Source organism: Rhodobacter capsulatus, from assembly GCF_003254295.1.
GTDB classification, from domain to species: Bacteria; Pseudomonadota; Alphaproteobacteria; order Rhodobacterales; family Rhodobacteraceae; genus Rhodobacter; species Rhodobacter capsulatus.
The window spans coordinates 68327-85228 of record NZ_QKZO01000006.1 but is presented as its reverse complement, the minus strand read 5'-3'; the positions used below and the strand labels follow the sequence as shown (position 1 = coordinate 85228).

15 protein-coding genes are annotated in these 16902 nt (G+C 65.3%); 9 read left to right on the top strand and 6 right to left on the bottom strand.

What is annotated here, in order from left to right:
- Nucleotides 1-24: 24 nt before the first annotated feature.
- Together LY44_RS10095 and LY44_RS10090 are read right to left on the bottom strand one after the other, a co-directional pair.
- Nucleotides 25-1221, bottom strand: a complete 1197-nt coding sequence (locus LY44_RS10095; RefSeq protein WP_055211667.1) for an MFS transporter — start codon at nt 1219-1221, stop codon at nt 25-27.
- Nucleotides 1222-1317: 96 nt separating this feature from the next.
- The gene (locus LY44_RS10090) at nt 1318-2223 is read right to left on the bottom strand and encodes a LysR family transcriptional regulator (RefSeq protein WP_055211665.1); all 906 of its coding nucleotides are present in this window, start codon (nt 2221-2223) and stop codon (nt 1318-1320) included.
- A 94-nt stretch (nt 2224-2317) separates the two neighbouring features.
- Between LY44_RS10090 and metF the strand changes: the two genes are divergently transcribed.
- Nucleotides 2318-3184 (top strand): methylenetetrahydrofolate reductase [NAD(P)H], encoded by an 867-nt coding sequence (gene metF, locus LY44_RS10085; RefSeq protein WP_055211663.1) that lies wholly within the window; start codon nt 2318-2320, stop codon nt 3182-3184.
- A 145-nt stretch (nt 3185-3329) separates the two neighbouring features.
- A complete protein-coding gene (locus tag LY44_RS10080; protein ID WP_055211996.1) occupies nt 3330-3821 on the top strand; it encodes a PaaI family thioesterase in 492 nt (163 codons plus the stop codon).
- Here the strand turns inward: LY44_RS10080 and LY44_RS10075 are convergent.
- Complete coding sequence (locus LY44_RS10075) at nt 3773-4921, bottom strand: DUF2235 domain-containing protein (RefSeq protein ID WP_055211661.1); 1149 nt, start codon at nt 4919-4921, stop codon at nt 3773-3775. The genes LY44_RS10080 and LY44_RS10075 overlap by 49 nt on opposite strands.
- Before the next feature lie 125 nt (nt 4922-5046).
- On the bottom strand, nt 5047-6192 hold the full coding sequence (locus LY44_RS10070; RefSeq protein WP_055211660.1) for a type III PLP-dependent enzyme: 1146 nt from the start codon (nt 6190-6192) through the stop codon (nt 5047-5049).
- A gap of 233 nt (nt 6193-6425) precedes the next feature.
- Here LY44_RS10070 and LY44_RS10065 point away from each other — a divergent pair, with 233 nt between their 5' ends.
- The 3 genes from LY44_RS10065 (at nt 6426) to LY44_RS10055 (ending at nt 10879) form a co-directional block, all read left to right on the top strand.
- Nucleotides 6426-6857 (top strand): Lrp/AsnC family transcriptional regulator, encoded by a 432-nt coding sequence (locus LY44_RS10065; protein ID WP_013066238.1) that lies wholly within the window; start codon nt 6426-6428, stop codon nt 6855-6857.
- A gap of 131 nt (nt 6858-6988) precedes the next feature.
- A complete protein-coding gene (locus LY44_RS10060; protein ID WP_055211657.1) occupies nt 6989-7759 on the top strand; it encodes a VOC family protein in 771 nt (256 codons plus the stop codon).
- 75 nt (nt 7760-7834) lie between these two features.
- Nucleotides 7835-10879 (top strand): valine--tRNA ligase, encoded by a 3045-nt coding sequence (locus LY44_RS10055; RefSeq protein ID WP_055211656.1) that lies wholly within the window; start codon nt 7835-7837, stop codon nt 10877-10879.
- A 160-nt stretch (nt 10880-11039) separates the two neighbouring features.
- Here the strand turns inward: LY44_RS10055 and LY44_RS10050 are convergent, their stop codons facing one another.
- Both LY44_RS10050 and LY44_RS10045 read right to left on the bottom strand, forming a co-directional pair.
- Nucleotides 11040-12479, bottom strand: a complete 1440-nt coding sequence (locus tag LY44_RS10050; RefSeq protein WP_055211654.1) for a UbiA family prenyltransferase — start codon at nt 12477-12479, stop codon at nt 11040-11042.
- 2 nt (nt 12480-12481) lie between these two features.
- Entirely contained in the window at nt 12482-13357 is an 876-nt protein-coding gene (locus LY44_RS10045; protein ID WP_055211652.1) for a lytic transglycosylase domain-containing protein, read from the bottom strand.
- A gap of 416 nt (nt 13358-13773) precedes the next feature.
- On the opposite strand from LY44_RS10045, the gene LY44_RS10040 reads away from it, so the two are divergent.
- The 4 genes from LY44_RS10040 to LY44_RS10025 all read left to right on the top strand — a co-directional run bounded on the left by LY44_RS10040 (nt 13774) and on the right by LY44_RS10025 (nt 16899).
- A complete protein-coding gene (locus tag LY44_RS10040) occupies nt 13774-13968 on the top strand; it encodes a hypothetical protein (RefSeq protein ID WP_055211650.1) in 195 nt (64 codons plus the stop codon).
- A gap of 176 nt (nt 13969-14144) precedes the next feature.
- Complete coding sequence (locus LY44_RS10035) at nt 14145-14348, top strand: hypothetical protein (protein ID WP_065118414.1); 204 nt, start codon at nt 14145-14147, stop codon at nt 14346-14348.
- Nucleotides 14349-14438: 90 nt separating this feature from the next.
- Nucleotides 14439-15314: a Flp pilus assembly protein CpaB gene (gene cpaB, locus LY44_RS10030; protein WP_065118410.1), complete on the top strand. Its 876-nt coding sequence runs from the start codon at nt 14439-14441 to the stop codon at nt 15312-15314.
- A gap of 175 nt (nt 15315-15489) precedes the next feature.
- On the top strand, nt 15490-16899 hold the full coding sequence (locus LY44_RS10025; protein ID WP_055211644.1) for a type II and III secretion system protein family protein: 1410 nt from the start codon (nt 15490-15492) through the stop codon (nt 16897-16899).
- Nucleotides 16900-16902 lie beyond the last annotated feature (3 nt).

Genomic DNA, 16902 nt, shown 5'->3' with positions numbered 1-16902 from the left:
GGCAGAGGTGAAGATTCCAAGAGGTCAGCCGCGGATCAAATCGGCGCGTTTCGGCAGGAACACGGTCAGCACGCCCATGACCGGCAGGGCCGAGCAGATCAGATAGACGGTGCGGATGCCCCAATGGTCGGCCATCAGCCCCAGACCCGCCGCGGCGATGCCGCCCATGCCGAAGGAAAGGCCAAAGAAGATCCCGGCGACCATGCCGACGCGGCCGGGCAAAAGCTCTTGCGCCAGAACGACGATGGCGGAAAAGGCCGAGGCGAGGATCAGCCCGATGCAGACCGTCAGCACGCCCGAGGCGACAAGCCCCACATGCGGCAAGGCGAGGGTGAAGGGCAGCACGCCGAGGATCGAGATCCAGATCACCACCATCGGCCCGAAACGGTCGGCGACCGGCCCGCCCAGCACGGTTCCGGCGGCCACCGAGCCAAGGAACAGGAACAGCATCAGCTGCGCCGTGCGGGTGTCGACGCCGAAGCTCTCGATCAGGTAAAAGGTGTAATAGGAATGCAAGGACGCCATATAGGCGTTCTTCGAAAAGGTCAGGATCACCAGAACCGAGATCGCGGCGATGGTCCGTCCCTTCGACAGCGGCAGGGTCTTGTCCACCAGCTTTTTCGCCCGCGCGGCCAGATGGTCGGCATACCAGCGGCTGACCTGCGTCAGCACGATCCCCGAGAGCACGGCGAGCCCGGCAAAGATCGCGACCGAGGGGCGGCCGAAGGGCAGCACGACGAAAGCCGCCAGCAGCGGGCCGATCGAGGTGCCGAAATTGCCGCCGACCTGAAACACCGATTGCGCCAGGCCGAACCGCCCGCCCGAGGCGACGCGGGCGACGCGGCTCGATTCGGGGTGAAAGATCGCCGAGCCAAGCCCGACCAGCATCGCCGCCGCGATCAGCGCCGGATAGCTGGGCGCAAAGGCCAGCCCCATCACGCCCAGAAAGGTGCAGCACGACGCCAGCGGCAGCGACCAGGGCTGCGGCTTGGCGTCGGTGTAAATTCCGATCGCCGGTTGCAACAGCGAGGCCGTGCCCTGAAACGCCAGCGTCAAAAGCCCGATCTGCCAGTATTGCAGCGCGAAATCCGCCTTCAGGATCGGATAGATCGACGACAGCATCGACTGCATCACATCATTGAGCATGTGACAGGCGGACACGGCCAGAAGGATCGGGAACACGGTCGCTTGCGCGGCGCGCGGCTGGGGAATGGCGGTCATCGGAGGTCCTCGGACTGAAGCCGCGATCTAACGCCGGGGCCGAGGGGCCGTCACGCGCAACTTTGTGACGGTTACATCACCCTTGCGTGACGGCGCTTATGCCCGTTGCAGCTTCACCGGCTCGGTCCGTGCGAGGCGCAGGAAATGCGCCATATAGGGGGCGGTCACGTCTTCCTCGCGCGTGGCGGCATAAAGCCGCTTCGTCAGGCCCGCTTCCGTCACCCGCTTCGTCACGTAATCGGGCTGATATTTCACCTCGCGCAGCACCCAGTCGGGCAGCACTGCAACCCCGCGCCCCGAGGCGACCAGCATCAGGATGACGGTCGTCAGCTCCACCTGCCGATGCGCTTTCGGTTCCACTTTCGCGGGGGTCAGCAAGAGCGAGAACACATCCGACCGCGCCCGGTCGATCGGATAGGTCAAAAGCGTCTGATCGGTGAAATCCCGGGCCTCGACAAAGGGTTTCACGGCCAGCGGGCTGCTGGCCGCGGCGATGAAGGTGGGCGAATAGTCGAAAAGCGGGTTGAAGGTGATGCCCTCGATCCGCTCGGGGTCGGAGGAGATCACCAGATCGACATCTTCGCGCGCCAGCGCCTGCAATGCGGTGAAGGCGAGGCCCGGGCGAATGTCGATGTCGATCTCCGGCCAGACCCGGCGAAAGGCTTCCAGCACCGGGAAAAGCCATTCGAAACAGGCGTGGCATTCGATGGCGATATGCAGCCGGCCGGCGCGGCCCTGCCGGATCGCGGCGAATTCCGCCTCGGTCGCGTCGATCTCGGGCAGGATGCGCTCGGCCAGACGCAGCAGCTTCAGCCCCGCCGCGGACAGGCGCAAGGGCTTGGAGCGACGCGCAAAAAGCTCGACCCCCGCCTGATCCTCCAGCCCCTTGACCTGATGCGACAGCGCCGATTGCGTGATGTGCAGAATATCGGCCGCCTTCGCGAGGCCGCCTGCATCGTGAATCGCCTTGATCGTGCGCAGGTGCCGAAACTCGATGTGCATTATGAGTCGCGCCTCATCACCTTCTTGAAGATTATGAATTTGTCTCACATCGCAGAATCGGCGACAAGGGGGCAACACAAAAAGGATGCCCCCGATGACCACGCCGCACGTCAGCTTTGAATTCTTCCCGCCGCAGACGCTCGACGCCTCGTTCCGGCTGTGGGAGACGGCGCAGGTTCTGGCGCCGCTCAAGCCCGGGTTCGTCTCGGTCACCTATGGCGCGGGTGGCACCACGCGCAAGCTGACCCACGAAGCCGTGGCGGCGATCCACAAGAATTACAGGCTCAATGTCGCCGCGCATCTGACCTGCGTCGATGCGACGAAAGCCGAAACGCAAGAGATCATCGACGCTTACGCCGAGGTCGGCGTGACCGAGATCGTCGCGCTGCGCGGCGATCCGCCGAAAGGCGCCGCCCGCTTCACGCCGCATCCGGACGGGTTCGCCTCCTCGGTGGACCTCATCGAATGGCTGGCGCGGGACGGCCGCTTCACGCTGCGCTGCGGCGCCTATCCGGAACCGCATCCGGAAGCCGCCGAGACGCTTGCCGACGTGCGCTGGCTGAAACGCAAATGCGAGGCGGGGGCGACCTCGGCGATCACGCAATTCTTCTTTGAAGCCGAGACCTTCTTTCGCTTCCGCGACGCCTGCGTGAAGGAAGGGGTCACCGCCAAGATCATCCCGGGCATCCTGCCGATCCAGTCGTGGAAAGGCGCCAAGGGCTTTGCGCAGCGCTGCGGCACCTCGATCCCGGCCTGGGTCGAAGAGGCCTTCGATCATGCGATCCGCGATGACCGCGAGCAACTTCTGGCCACGGCGCTGTGCACGGAACTGTGCGACAATCTGATCGCGGGCGGGGTGGAGGATCTGCATTTCTACACGCTGAACCGGCCGCAGATGACCCGTGACGTCTGCCATGCGCTGGGCGTGAACCCGGATGTGGTGCTGGAAAACGTCGCCTGACAAGCCTGCCGCGCAAAAGTGGGAACCGGTTTTGCGCTTCCCGGGCAGGCGTTTGAGCCGTGACGTGACGGAACTTTTGCGGGGGGCTTCGGCCCCCTTTTCCGTTTTCTTCCCCTGCGTCACGCTGGCGCAAAGGGAGAGCGTGATGACCGAACCGAAATATGCCGCGGGGCCCGCGGATTTCCTGACGCTGGCCGAAGTGCAGGCGATGACCGGCCTTGAGTTCATGCAGGCGATGCTGGCGGGGCAGGTGCCCACGACCACTTTTGCGCGCGGCTGCAACTATCAGGTGACCCGGGTCGAACCCGGTCTGGTCGAGGTGACGGGCACGCCGGGGCACGAGCACACCAATGCCTTTGGCGGCGTGCATGGCGGCTGGTATGGGGTGTTGCTGGATACGGCGCTGACCTGTGCGGTGATCACCGGGCTCAAACGCGGGCAGTATCAGACGACGACGGAGTACAAGGTCAACATGCTGCGGGCGATCCCGCCGGGGACCGAGGTCCGCGCCCTGGGCCGGGTCGAGCATGTCGGGCGGTCAACGGGCGTCGCGCGGGGCGAGATCGTCGGCGTCGTTGACGGCAAGACCTATGCCCTTGGCACGGCGACCTGTCTGATCATGGGGGCCTCGGGCTGAAACGGCACCAGCGCCAGTTCCGGTTTCGGGCCGCGGCGTTTCAACCCGGTGCCGACGCGGATCCACCATTCCAGTTTGCGCTTGCGCACCGACTCGTGCAGCCGCTCCGACCCGTCCATGCCGACCCGGCGCGGCTGGCGCATGATGTAAAGCTTGCCCCAGCCGCCCCAGCTGCCGACCGAGGGGGCGGCGGGATCGCAGGGAAAGTCCCCCCGCCAGCCCTGCGGCAGCGCCAGACCAAGACCCTCGGCCTGCTCCAGCATCCAGACGAGGGGGATGTTCGACAAGGGCCGCGCCGCATCGTAATCGGCCAGCTGCCCGCCCACATCGGCATGGCAGCCGCGAAACCAGACCTGCTCGATCCGCGCCGCGCCGGTGCCGTTGCTGTTCCACAGCAGCGGCGACAGCACCGGCCGCGTTTCATGCAGCGCCAGCGCCTGAAACCCGTGCCGGACCGACCGGCCCAGCCGGTGATCGTGAAACCGCACCCGATCCGCGCTCATCGTCCAGAACAGCGGCAGCCGCACGCCCAGCGCCGCCACGGTATCGAACACCCCCACCATCTCGATCGGCGCGGTGGGGTGACAGAGCGCATCGCGAAAGGCCACGGGCGAGACTTCGGCACGGTAATGCCGCCAGGCCTGTTCGACATTGCGTTCGGTCGCGGCATCCTTGCGCAGCAGACCAACGCGGTCGATCAGCCCCGCGAGCGAGCGCGCCGCAAAGGCCCCGCGCGAATAGCCGATCAGGAAGATCCGGTCGCCCGGGCGATAGCGCATCGCCAGCCAGCCATAGGCGCGCAGGATCTGCGCCTCGACCCCCCAGCCCAGCCAGATATCCTTGAGATCGCGCCATTCGCGATATTGCAGACCCTTGCCGTAATAGACCGAGGCCCGCGGCGAGGAGCGGCGCAAAAAGCGGTAGATCATCCCGATCGAGGTCAGATGCGCCTGCGACAGCGAGCCGAGCGTGCCATCGAGCAGCACCACATGGTCGACGGATCCGCGCGCGGGCCGCGGCGGCGGACCTGCATCGACGCGCGCCGAGCCGGCCTTGCTTTGCCGCCATTTCCCGATCACGCGATGAAACAGTCCGACCATGACGCGACCCCATCGTCTGCGGCCCTGAATCTCAACGGCCTCACCCCGAACCTAGGGCAAGGCCGTTAATCCTCAATTACGCAGGCGCCAAAGTGTCGCGGATCTCGGCGTCTGTTGCTTTCGGGTCAGCCTTTCAGCGACAGCGCGGTGACGATTTCCATCTGCCCGAAGCCGTTGAAGCGGGTGTTGGTGGCCGAGCAATAGGCGCCCATGCCGTGGAACACCACGTAATCGCCCTCGGTCAGTTCGCTCGGCAGGGCGACGTCGCCCGGCAGACGGTCGACCGAATCGCAGGTCGGGCCGAAGACGATGCGCTCGACCATGTCGCCGCCGCGTTCGAACCCCTCGGGTGACCAGACCTCGATCCGCTCGATGTTGCCGATCAGCGGCAGTTCCGCCAGACCGCCATAGACGCCGTCGTTCAGGAACACATGCGTGTCGTCGCGCAGCGCCTTGACCTTGGTGATATGGGTGAAGGCGTCGCCCACCAGACCGCGGCCGGGTTCGCAGACCAGAATCGGACGGTCCGAGCCGAAAGCCTCGGTGGTGGCGCGGTCGATCAGCGCGAAGATGTCTTCCAGCACCGGCGCCGGGCCCATCTTGCGATGGTTCGGGAAGCCGCCGCCGACGTTCAACCGATGCGCCTGCACCCCCGCGGTGGCACAGATTTCCGAAGCGACGAGGATATAGGCCTCCCACGCCGCCGGATCGGTGCATTGCGTGCCCGGATGGAAGGTGAGCGAGGGGATGAACCCGGCTTCCGCGGCGCGGCGCAAAAGCTCCGCCGCCAGATCCGCGGTGGCGCCGAATTTGGCGCCGAAGTTGTAGGCCGCGCCCTGCACCGGCAGCTTGAAGCGCACCGAGATTTCGCAGCCCTCGGTGGGCACCAGCGCGATCAGCTTTTCAAGCTCGCTGCGCGAATCGACCGACCAGGTCTTCACCCCCGCCCGCACCGCATGGGCGATTTCCTCGCGGCCGCGCACCGGGTTGTGGTAATGCAGCGCGGCACCGGGTGCGAGACGACGAATGAGGTCGATCTCGAAGGGCGAGGCGACGTCGAATCCCTTGACGCCCGCGGCGACAAGGTTCTGGATCACCATTTCATCCGGGTTCGACTTCACCGCATAGGTGACGACGCCCGGAAAGCCCTTCAGGAACCGCCGCGCGGTCGCCTGCAACGCGGTGGGCGAGAACACCAGCACCGGATGATCGGGTTGTTTCGTCCGGATGATTTCGGACGGTTGAGTCCAAATAGTTTTGGAAAGTCCCATCGGCTTCTCCTCGCCAATAGAACGCAGCCACCTCTTGCCCCGGCTATGTTACGGGTGGGGAGACGCTTACGACGCGTTTCGACCAAACCCAGGCCAGGTGCGTATGAGCCGCCCTTTTCCTGCTCTCTCATGTTGCGCGATATGAGGCACATTTTCACCGATCAAAAGAGTAGAAATGCGGCGATCTATCGTTATAATGACGAAAGCATCGGTCAATCTGCAAGTGTTGCACAATGGACGAACTTGATACGGCAATCGTGGGGCTGCTGTCGGGCGACGCCCGGATTTCGGTGGCGACGCTGTCGCGCCGACTGAAGGTGGCGCGCTCGACGATTCAGGCCCGGCTGGAGCGGCTGGAGACCTCGGGCGTGATCGCGGGCTACACCGTCAAGCTGGGCGAAGCGGCCCGGGCGGGGCGGCTGCGGGCCACCGTTTTGCTGATGGTGGAACCGCGCGCGCAGGCGGGCATCCTGACCCGGTTGAAGTCGATCCCCGAGGTCGAGCGGATCTCGACCACCTCGGGGCGGATCGATCTTTTGCTGCAGGTGGCGGCGAATTCGACGGCGCAGCTGGATGTGGTTCTGGACCAGATCGGCGAGATGCAGGGGGTGCGCAGTTCCGAAAGCCTGATCCATCTGAGCACGAAGCTTGACCGGGCGGTCTGAGCGGCCGGTTGCGGAGCGGGGGTTTCACACCCCCGCACCCCCGTGGGATATTTTGCGCCAAGGTGAAAGCAGGACGCAGGGCTGTCATTCGAATCGTGCTAGGCTGAGGTGTCTTTTCATCCGGAGGTTTCATGTCCTTTCACGGTGTTCCGATCTGGTTCGAGGGGATGGTGGCCGATCCCGACGCGGCACAGGACTTCTACGCCGGGGTCTTCGGCTGGGACTGGGGCGATGCCGGGATGGAGGGCTTCGATTACCGCCTTGCCCGGTCGGGCGCCGACTTGGTGGCCGGGCTGATGGCGCTCAAGGACTGCACCGAGGGGACGCCGCCGAACTGGACGCTGTATCTGGCGGCAAGGGATTGCGACGCGACGGCGGCGCAGCTGCGCGATCTGGGCGGGCAGGTGTTGAAGGCCCCGGCCGACATTCCCGGCACCGGGCGCTTTGCCATTCTGGCCGATCCGCAGGGCGCGGTTTTCGGCATTCTCACGCCCTTGCCGATGGATCCGCCGCCGCCGGGCGGGGCCTGGAACCCGCGGGCGCCGGGCCATGGCGCCTGGATCGAGCTGATGACCCCCGATCCGAAAGCGGCGCTGGAAACCTATCGCAAGCTCTTCGACTGGCGGCCCGACATGCATGTCGACATGGGCCCGGCCGGGGGTTACCACGTCTTTGCCCATCGCGGCGCGCAGATCGGCGGCATGATGGGGCAGGGGCAGGCGCCCTGTCCGACCTGGCTGCCCTATTTCGGCGTCACCTCGGTCTCGAAAACGCTCGAGGTCATCACCGCGGCGGGCGGCACCGTGCTGCATGGCCCCACCGAGGTTCCCGGCCCGGCCTATGTCGCCGCCTGCCGCGATCCGCAGGGCGCGCATTTCGCGGTGGTCGGCCCCAATCGCTAGGGCAAGACATCTCAGAGGCTTTTCCTTGCGGGGGCTGCGCGCTAAACAGCCTCAAGCCCTGAAAGGACAGAACCGATGAGCATGGAAAAGACCTTCGACGCGCGCGAAGCCGAGCCGCGGCTTTATGCGAAATGGGAACAGGCGGGCGCCTTCAAGGCCGGGGCGAATGCCTCGCGCCCGGAGACCTTCTGCATCATGATCCCGCCGCCGAACGTCACCGGCGCGCTGCACGTCGGCCATGCCTTCAACAACACGGTGCAGGATATCCTGATCCGCTGGCACCGGATGCGCGGCTTCGACACGCTCTGGCAGCCGGGGCAGGACCATGCGGGCATCGCCACCCAGCTGATGGTGGAAAAGGAACTGGCCAAGACCCAGCAACCCTCGCGCGCGGAACTGGGGCGCGACGAATTCCTGAAAAAGGTCTGGGAATGGAAGGGCAAATACGGCTCGACCATCATCAACCAGCTGAAACGGCTGGGCTCCTCCTGTGACTGGTCGCGCAACGCCTTCACCATGTCGGGGGCGCCCAATGCCCCCGCGGGCGAGGAGGGCAATTTCCATGACGCGGTGATCAAGGTCTTTGTCGATCTGTACAACAAGGGGCTGATCTATCGCGGCAAGCGGCTGGTGAACTGGGACCCCCATTTCGAGACCGCGATTTCCGATCTGGAGGTCGAGAATATCGAAGTGGCCGGTCACATGTGGCACTTCAAATATCCGCTGGCCGGTGGGGAAACCTATGAATATGTGGAAAAGGACGCCGAGGGGAATGTGACCCTGCGCGAGACGCGCGATTACATTTCCATCGCCACGACGCGGCCGGAAACCATGCTGGGCGATGGTGCGGTGGCGGTGCATCCCAGTGACGAACGCTATGCGGCCATCGTCGGCAAGCTGTGCGAAATTCCGGTGGGGCCGAAGGAACACCGGCGTCTGATCCCGATCATCACCGACGAATATCCCGATCCGACCTTCGGCTCCGGCGCGGTGAAGATCACCGGCGCGCATGATTTCAACGACTATCAGGTGGCCAAGCGCGCGGGCCTGCCGATGTATCGGCTGATGGACACCCGCGCGAAGATGCGCGCCGACGGGGCGGATTACGAAACCTGCGCCCGCCGGGCGATGGAGATTTCCAAGGGCGCCCCCTTCACCGAGGCCGAGGTCGACACGCTGAACCTGATCCCCGAGAACCTGCGCGGCCTTGACCGGATGGAGGCCCGCAAGATCGTGGTCGAGGAGATCAACGCCGAGGGTCTGGCGGTGATGATCGCCAATCCGAAGGCGGGCGAGGAAGGCGAGCCCGACCTGATCCCCTATGTGGAATCGAAGCCGATCATGCAGCCCTTTGGCGACCGGTCGAAAGTCGTGATCGAGCCGATGCTGACCGATCAATGGTATGTGGACGCAGAAAAGGTCGTCGGCCCGGCGCTCGACGCCGTGCGGAGCGGCAAGACCAAGATCATGCCCGAGGCGGGCGAGAAGACCTATTACCACTGGCTGGAAAATATCGAGCCCTGGTGCATCTCGCGCCAGCTCTGGTGGGGGCACCAGATCCCGGTGTGGTATGGGCCGAAACTTAAGGAAGGCAAGTCGGTCAAATTCGATGGGCCAGACGCCCTCGATTTTGACGAACTTCATCCGTTCTGCGCCGCCTCTTTCGCTGATGTCGTCCGCAAAGCGAAATCCTACTATCGCGATGCTGATGAAGTGTTGGAAAGCAACTCAATCTTCTTCGGCGATGGGAAAGGCCAGCGTTTCTACGGTCCAAACAAATGCTCCGGCGGTGGCTATCTCAATAGCGTGCAAGTCGGCCTTCGCCGTGACCCCGACGTGCTCGACACCTGGTTCTCCTCGGGGCTCTGGCCGATCGGCACCCTTGGCTGGCCCGAAGACACCGAGGAAATGCGCAAGTATTTCCCCACCGATGTTCTGGTGACGGGCTTTGACATCCTGTTCTTCTGGGTCGCCCGGATGATGATGATGCAGCTGGCCGTGACCGGGGAAATCCCCTTCCACACCGTCTACCTGCACCAGCTTGTCCGCGACGAGAAGGGCAAGAAGATGTCGAAGACCGCGGGCAACGTGATCGACCCGCTGGAAATCATCGACGAATACGGCGCCGATGCGCTGCGCTTCACCAATGCCGCGATGGCCGCTATCGGCGGGGTGCTGAAACTGTCGAAAGACCGCATCGCGGGCTATCGCAATTTTGGCACGAAACTGTGGAACGCCACCCGGTTCGCGGAAATGAACGGGGTGTTCGAGGCCGAAGTCGCGGGCATTCCTGCGCCCACGCAAACGGTGAACCGCTGGATCATCGGCGAAACCGCCAAGGTCCGGGCCGAGGTCGATGCGGCCTTCGCAAGCTACCGCTTCAACGATGCCGCGAATGCGCTTTATGCCTTCGTCTGGGGCAAGGTCTGCGACTGGTATGTGGAATTCTCGAAACCGCTTTTCGATGGCGAACACGCGGCGGAAACCCGGGAAACGATGCGCTGGGTGCTCGATCAGTGCTACATCCTGCTGCATCCGATCATGCCCTTCATCACCGAGGAGCTTTGGGGCCTGACCGGCACCCGCGCGAAGATGCTCGTGCATGGCGACTGGCCGAGTTATGGCGCCGAGCTGATCGACACCGAGGCGGATCGGGAAATGAACTGGGTGATCGCGCTGATCGAGGAAATCCGGTCATCGCGCGCGCAGATGGGCGTGCCCGTGGCGCTGAAGCTGCCGATGGTGCTGGCCGAGGCCGAGCCCCAGGCCCGCGCGGCGCTGGCGCGCAACGAGGCGCTGATCCTGCGCATGGCGCGGCTTGAAGCGATCACCGAAGGCACGGTCGCCAAGGGCTCGATCTCGATCCCGGCGGCGGGGGCGCTCTTTGGCCTGCCGCTCGAAGGCGTGATCGATGTAGGCACCGAAAAGGCCCGGCTGGAAAAGGCGCTCGCCAAGGTCGAGAAGGAAGCGGCCGGGCTGAAGGCGCGGTTTGCCAACCCGAAATTCGTGGCGAATGCCGCCGAAGAGGTGATCGAGGAAGCCCGCGAAAACCTCGCCGCGCGCGCGGAAGAGGCGGCGAAGATCGGCGCGGCGCTGAAGCGTCTGGCCGAACTCGGATAATCGGATAAGAAGAAGGGGGGCTCTGCCCCCCTCTTGCCTTCGGCAATTCACCCCCCGGGATATTTTCACCAAGGTGAAAGGGCTGAAGGCTCTGTTTTCACCTTGGCCCAAATATCCCACGGGGGTGCGGGGGTGTGAAACCCCCGCCGCTGCAGCCGGATCAGCCGCCCATCCCGAACCATTGCGCCCAAAGGCCCGCCGCCCAGAACATCAGGCTCAGCGTCATCATCAGGATGCCGAGTCCGAACTTGTCGCGCAGCGCGAAGACGATCGGGTCGTGATCCTGCTTGCCGAACCAGCCGAGCGCCACCATGCGCACCAGCCACCCCCCCATCGGCAGCATCGCCAGCCACAAAAGCCAGGTGTCGGGGTAAAGCCGCCGCGCCTGATCCGAGATCGAATAGAGAAAGAAGACCACCAGCGCTCCCACGACGCCGATCGCCGCGACATTGAGCAGATCGCCGCGGTCCGGGCGGCCATAGCCGCGGCCGGGCAGGGGCTCGTTTTCCGTGGCAAGGGTCAGTTCCGTCAGCCGCTTCACGCAGCCGAGGCTGAGGAAGATCGGGAAGAGGAAGATCAGCATGTAGATCGAGACATCGACCGCCCCCGCCGCGGCTCCGGCGATCACGCGCAGCGTGTAAAGCGCCGCCAGCGTGGTGATGTCGATCCAGCGCATCCGTTTGAGCTTCAGCGAATAGGTAAGCGACATCGCGATATAAAGCACAAGGATGCCGAGGAACCCCGCGTTCAGCGCCGCCGCAAGGCCCAGCGCCGTCAGCGCCAGCCCGGCGCAGGCGATCATCCCCACCTTGATCGGCACCGCGCCGCAGGCGAAGGGGCGGCGGCATTTCGACGGATGCAGCCGGTCGGCCTCGAGATCGAGCAGGTCATTGACGATGTAGATCGCCGAGGCGGCCAGCGAAAACGCCACCATCCCGAGCAGGATCGGCAGCAGCGTGGCGGCGTCGAAACGATGCGCCGCGATCATCGGCAACAGCAGCAGCAGGTTCTTCACCCATTGATGCGGCCGCAGCGCCTTGAACAGCGCCGCCGCGCTCCAGCCGCCGGGCAGGGTCACCACGCCGATGCCGCGCGCGGGCAGGGCGGCGGCCTCGGGCAGCCGGCCCACCACCACCGCGGTTTCCGCCTGTTCCCAGACCGCCATGTCGCAGGCCTCGTTGCCCGCATAGACGAAGCCGCGCGGCCCGAAGGTCCGCACCAGCGCCCCGGCCTTGGCGGCGCCCTTCAGGTTCCGCCGCCCGTCCGAGGCGAAGATCCGCTCGGAGAGCCCGTGATCGGCCGCCAGCTGCGCCACCAGCCGCTGATCCGAGGCCGAGGCCAGACAGACCTCGCGGCCCTCGTTCAGCGCGCCGATCACCACCTCGGCCACGGCGGGGGCGACCGGCATCAGATCGGTGCGCAAAGGCCCCAGCGCGGCCAGCTCGGCCTTCATCCGGGCGCGGTCGCGAAACCGCGTCGCCGTGATCCGCAACGTGCGCAGCGGCGCGCGGCCAAGACCGGCCCAGAAGCTTTCATGAAGCAGATCGGTGCTCAGAAAGGTGCCGTCGACATCCAGCACCAGCGGTTTGTCATTGCTCATCGTCATCCCTTCGAGGCGAAGACGCAGCCGTCGGTGACCAGTTCGGGCGGGCTGAGGCACAGCCCCCGCGCCACCTGCCAGGCCGCCAGCACCTTGGGCACATAATCGCGCGTTTCGGCATAGGGCGGCACGCCGCCATTGCCTTTCACCGCGTTTTCCCCGGCATTGTAGGCGGCGATCACCATCAGCGGATCGCGGTCGAATTCCTTCATCAGCCAGTTCAGATAGGCGACGCCGCCCTTGATGTTCTGGCTCGGGTCGCGGCTGTCGGAGACGGCAAAGCGGGTGGCCGTCGCCGGAATGAGCTGCATCAGCCCGACCGCCCCCGAGCGCGAGACGGCATCGGCCTGCCCGCCCGATTCCGTCGAGATCACCGCCAGCACCAGCGCCGGTGAAACCTCGGTGCCGATCGTCGCGGCAAGGATGTCGCGGCCATGCGTCTGCGCGATCGCCTGCAGGCTGGCCAGACGCGGCGCCCGCACCGCCTGCCCGCCCGGGCCCATGCTCAGCGCGTCGATCGCCTGCTGGAACCGCCCCGCCCGATCCGAAAGCGTCGGCGAGACCGCCTTCCAGAACCAGGCATAGGAGGCCGCGCCGCCATCCGCCGTCCGGCCCGTTCCCGCCCCCGTTCCGGAGGCGGGGGGCGGGGTCGCGGTCAGCGGCGCGAAGGGTTTGGCCGCCTGGGCGGCCAGGGCGGCCGCCTGTTCCTCGGGGTTGATCTGGATCGTCAGGAACCGCGTCTGCCCGGCTTTCGGCGGCAGCACGCGGCGGGGCTCGAAATGATGCACGGTCGGCGATTTCGGGCCGATTTCGGCAAGGGCGGGCACGACCGCAACGGTCGCGCTCAGGGCGAGACTGACGACGATTATCCGGCGCATGTGCGCAATCCTGCTCTGGTGATCCGGTTTTGGACCTTTTGTCCGGCGGGGCCGGTTGCGGTCACTATTCCCGAAACCGGGCGGAAAACCAAGAAAAACGCGATATCCGTGCCTGACCGGGGCAAGATTCCCCCCGACCTGTTGCACGAAGGCTTGCGCGGCGGGCGCCGCGGCCGCGAAAGGGCCAGCCGCCGGGCGTCGATCCGATTCTTTCGCCGCGGGACAAACCCGTGTCGATGCCGCGAAAATGGTTAAGATTGCATTAACTTCGGTGGGGTTTCGGCCTTGCCGCGAAGATATACCGCTTCCGCCCCAATCAGGTCACGATTCACCGCCAGAAAGAGCCCATACCGCGAGGCTGGATGCAACGAAGCCCGGCAGCAGCGCGGAGCAACCCGAACCGAAGGAGAGACCCGATGAAATTCTTCAAACTCGCCCGCAAGATCCGCACCGAAGAAGATGGCGCCGTGACCGTTGACTGGGTCGTGCTGACCGCCGCCGTCGTCGGCCTGGGCGCTGCCGCCCTGACGCTGGTGCGCGGCAAGACCCAAGTTCTGACCGAAAAAGTCGGCACCTACCTCGACACAGCCGAAGTCAAGAGCACGTTCTGATCTCCCCTCGGGATCGATCGCAAGGGCCGCCTTCGGGCGGCCCTTCGCCTGTTTCGGGCTGATCTTGCGCATTGGGCGGCGGATTCGTCGAAAAAAATGCGCCGATCCGCCCCAATTGTGCCGCCTTGCGGCGCCAGAATGGCGCAGAATTGCCCAGTGCAGAAGGGAACACCGAAATGCGAGAAGGACTTTTGTCGGCCGTCTGGTCCGGGGTCTGCCGTGACGAAGAGGGGGCGATCACCGTCGACTGGGTGGTGCTGACCGCGGCCGTGGTGTCGCTGGGCATGGTTGCGGGCGCGCTGATCTGGAGCAATTCCGGCAGTGTCGCCCGCAATGTCGGAGATTTTCTGGACACGCAGTCGGTGAAGGTCGCCTTCTGATCCGCGGAGGGCGGCGCCTGCGCGTTGCCGGGTCGGATGGTGTCTGGGCAGTGACCGAGGGTTCGGTCCGAAAAGGAAAAGGGGGCGCGGATGCGTATGATTGTCGCTTTGGTGCTGGTGCTGGGTGTCGCCCTTGCCGGTCTTGCGGTCTACATGGCGCAGCAGCAGATCTCGCAGTTCCAGGCCGAACGGGACATGCTGGTGGCCGAACGGCGCAATGCGCCGCAGCTGGTCGACGTGGTGGTGCTGCGCCGCCCGCTGGCCTATGGCGAACGCTTCACCGCCGCCGATCTGGGCGTGATCAAGATGCAGGTGGGCCATCTGCCCGCGGGCATCTTCCACAGCGTCGCGACGCCCCAGGATGCCCCCGAAGAGGCGCGGGCCGCCTCGGTCTTCCCCGGCGGCGAGACCCGTCCGCGCGCGGCCTTGCGGGCCTATGACGCCTATGAGGCGATCCTGGGCAACAAGATCACCGCCCCCGGTGTCGATGCCGGGATCACCGCCAGCCTGTCGCCGAACATGCGCGCCTTCACCATTTCGGTCAATGCCACCACCGGGGTTTCGGGCTTTCTGCGGCCGGGCGACCGGGTCGATGTCTATTGGTCGGGCGAGGTGAACGGCGAGCGGGTGACGAAGCTGATCGACACCAACCTGCGGCTGATCGCCATCGACCAGAGCGCCGATGCCGATCGCGCCGAGGAAACCCAGCTGGCCACCACGGTCACCGCCGAGGTGACGCCCGAACAGGTCGCCTCGCTGACCCTGGCGCAGGGCACCGGAGAGCTGACGCTGTCGCTTGTGGGGATGCAGAACACCGCCGATCTGGGCGCGATCGAGATCGACCGCAACAAGCTTCTGGGCATTCAGGCGCAGGAGGCGGTCAAGGTCGAGGCCGAGCGGGTCTGCACCATCAAGATGCGCAAGGGCACCGACGTGGTCGAGATGCCGATCCCCTGCAAGGAGTGAGCCTCGCCGCTGCGGCCACGGCCGGGGGCTGGCGCGGCAGGAAATGGGCCGCCAAACCGGTTGATTCTTGCAAAAAAATCAACACTCGGGCATTGTCTGCGCCAGACGGGTGAAAATCACCGCATACCGGGCGCAGATCCGGCGGCAGCAGCGTGATCGGAGAGGCAGGGTCACCATGAAAATGAAGAGTTTCCTCGGGGCTTGCGCGCTGGGTGCCGCGCTGGCGACGGCCGTGTCCCTGCCGGTTGCCGCCGAGACGCTGCGCATCGTCTCGGGCACGGGCAGCACGCCGCTGGCGGTGCCGATGAACCGCGCCGTGGTGGTGGAAAGCGATCAGCCGTTCTCGGAACTGTCGATCGCCAATCCAGGCATCGCCGATGTCACCACGCTGTCCGACAAGACGATCTATGTTCTGGGCAAGGTGCCCGGCCGCACGACGATGACGATTCTGGGCGCCGACGGCACGCTTTTGTCGAATGTCGAAGTGCAGGTCACCCCCGACATCGCGGAATTCAAGGAACGGCTGAAACAGATCCTGCCCGGCGAGACTATCGAGGTTCGCACCGCCAATGACGGCATCGTGCTGTCGGGCACCGTGTCGTCGGCGGCGAAACTGGATCGCGCGCTGGATCTGGCGCGCCGCTACGCAGGCGACCGGGTGTCGAACCTGATGAATGTCGGCGGCACGCAGCAGGTGATGCTGAAAGTCCGCTTCGCCGAGATGCAGCGCTCGGTGTCGAAGAATCTCGCCTCGTCGCTGGCGATGCGCGGCACGGTGGGCGGCGGCAGCGCCCAGACCGGCGTCGTCACCGGCACCGGCAATTTCACCGCGACCGATGCGGTGGGCAATGCCTTCGACAAGGGCACGATGCCGATTTCCCCCAACACCCAGGGCGCGCTGGGCCTTGGCTTCACCGTCGGCAACATGGAATTCGGCGTCCTGCTGGAAGCGCTGGAAAGCAAGGGGATGGTGCGCACCCTCGCCGAACCGAACCTGACCGCGCTGTCGGGGCAGCAGGCCAAGTTCCTGGCGGGCGGCGAATATCCGATCCCGGTGGTGGACGACGATGGCGTGTCGATCGAATACAAGCCGTTCGGCGTCGAGATGTCGTTCATCCCGCGCGTCGTCGACGGCGATCTGATCAACCTCGAAATCGCCGCCGCCGTTTCCGCCATCGACACCTCGGTGACGATGTCGAACAACGGCACCACGGTGAACGCCTTCAAGCGCCGCGAGACCTCGACCACGGTCGAGATGCGCGACGGCGAAAGCTTTGCCATCGCCGGGCTGCTGCAGGACGATTTCAACGATCTGAACACGCAGATCCCGTGGCTGGGCGATGTGCCGGTGCTGGGCGCGCTGTTCCGCTCGACCGCGTTCGAACGCAAGCAATCCGAACTTGTCATCATCATCACGCCGCATCTGGTCACGCCGACGCATGGCGAGGCGCTGGCGCTGCCGACCGACCGGATCCGGCTGCCCAGCGAATCCGAGCTGTTCCTGCGCGGCAAGACCGAGGGCGGCGCCGCGGGCGAAGTGGCGCGGCAGGATTTTTCCGGCTCCTACGGCTATGTGATGGAGTGACGG

Bases quoted from the DNA above. Each gene is read 5' to 3' on its own strand.
- metF (WP_055211663.1), top strand. From the start codon at position 2,318: ATGACCACGCCGCACGTCAGCTTTGAATTCTTCCCGCCGCAGACGCTC.
- LY44_RS10095 (WP_055211667.1), bottom strand. From the start codon at position 1,221: ATGACCGCCATTCCCCAGCCGCGCGCCGCGCAAGCGACCGTGTTCCCG.
- LY44_RS10065 (WP_013066238.1), top strand. From the start codon at position 6,426: ATGGACGAACTTGATACGGCAATCGTGGGGCTGCTGTCGGGCGACGCC.
- LY44_RS10055 (WP_055211656.1), top strand. From the start codon at position 7,835: ATGAGCATGGAAAAGACCTTCGACGCGCGCGAAGCCGAGCCGCGGCTT.
- LY44_RS10035 (WP_065118414.1), top strand. From the start codon at position 14,145: ATGCGAGAAGGACTTTTGTCGGCCGTCTGGTCCGGGGTCTGCCGTGAC.
- LY44_RS10090 (WP_055211665.1), bottom strand. From the start codon at position 2,223: ATGCACATCGAGTTTCGGCACCTGCGCACGATCAAGGCGATTCACGAT.
- LY44_RS10045 (WP_055211652.1), bottom strand. From the start codon at position 13,357: ATGCGCCGGATAATCGTCGTCAGTCTCGCCCTGAGCGCGACCGTTGCG.
- LY44_RS10075 (WP_055211661.1), bottom strand. From the start codon at position 4,921: ATGGTCGGACTGTTTCATCGCGTGATCGGGAAATGGCGGCAAAGCAAG.
- LY44_RS10040 (WP_055211650.1), top strand. From the start codon at position 13,774: ATGAAATTCTTCAAACTCGCCCGCAAGATCCGCACCGAAGAAGATGGC.
- LY44_RS10025 (WP_055211644.1), top strand. From the start codon at position 15,490: ATGAAAATGAAGAGTTTCCTCGGGGCTTGCGCGCTGGGTGCCGCGCTG.
- LY44_RS10060 (WP_055211657.1), top strand. From the start codon at position 6,989: ATGTCCTTTCACGGTGTTCCGATCTGGTTCGAGGGGATGGTGGCCGAT.
- cpaB (WP_065118410.1), top strand. From the start codon at position 14,439: ATGCGTATGATTGTCGCTTTGGTGCTGGTGCTGGGTGTCGCCCTTGCC.
- LY44_RS10070 (WP_055211660.1), bottom strand. From the start codon at position 6,192: ATGGGACTTTCCAAAACTATTTGGACTCAACCGTCCGAAATCATCCGG.
- LY44_RS10080 (WP_055211996.1), top strand. From the start codon at position 3,330: ATGACCGAACCGAAATATGCCGCGGGGCCCGCGGATTTCCTGACGCTG.
- LY44_RS10050 (WP_055211654.1), bottom strand. From the start codon at position 12,479: ATGAGCAATGACAAACCGCTGGTGCTGGATGTCGACGGCACCTTTCTG.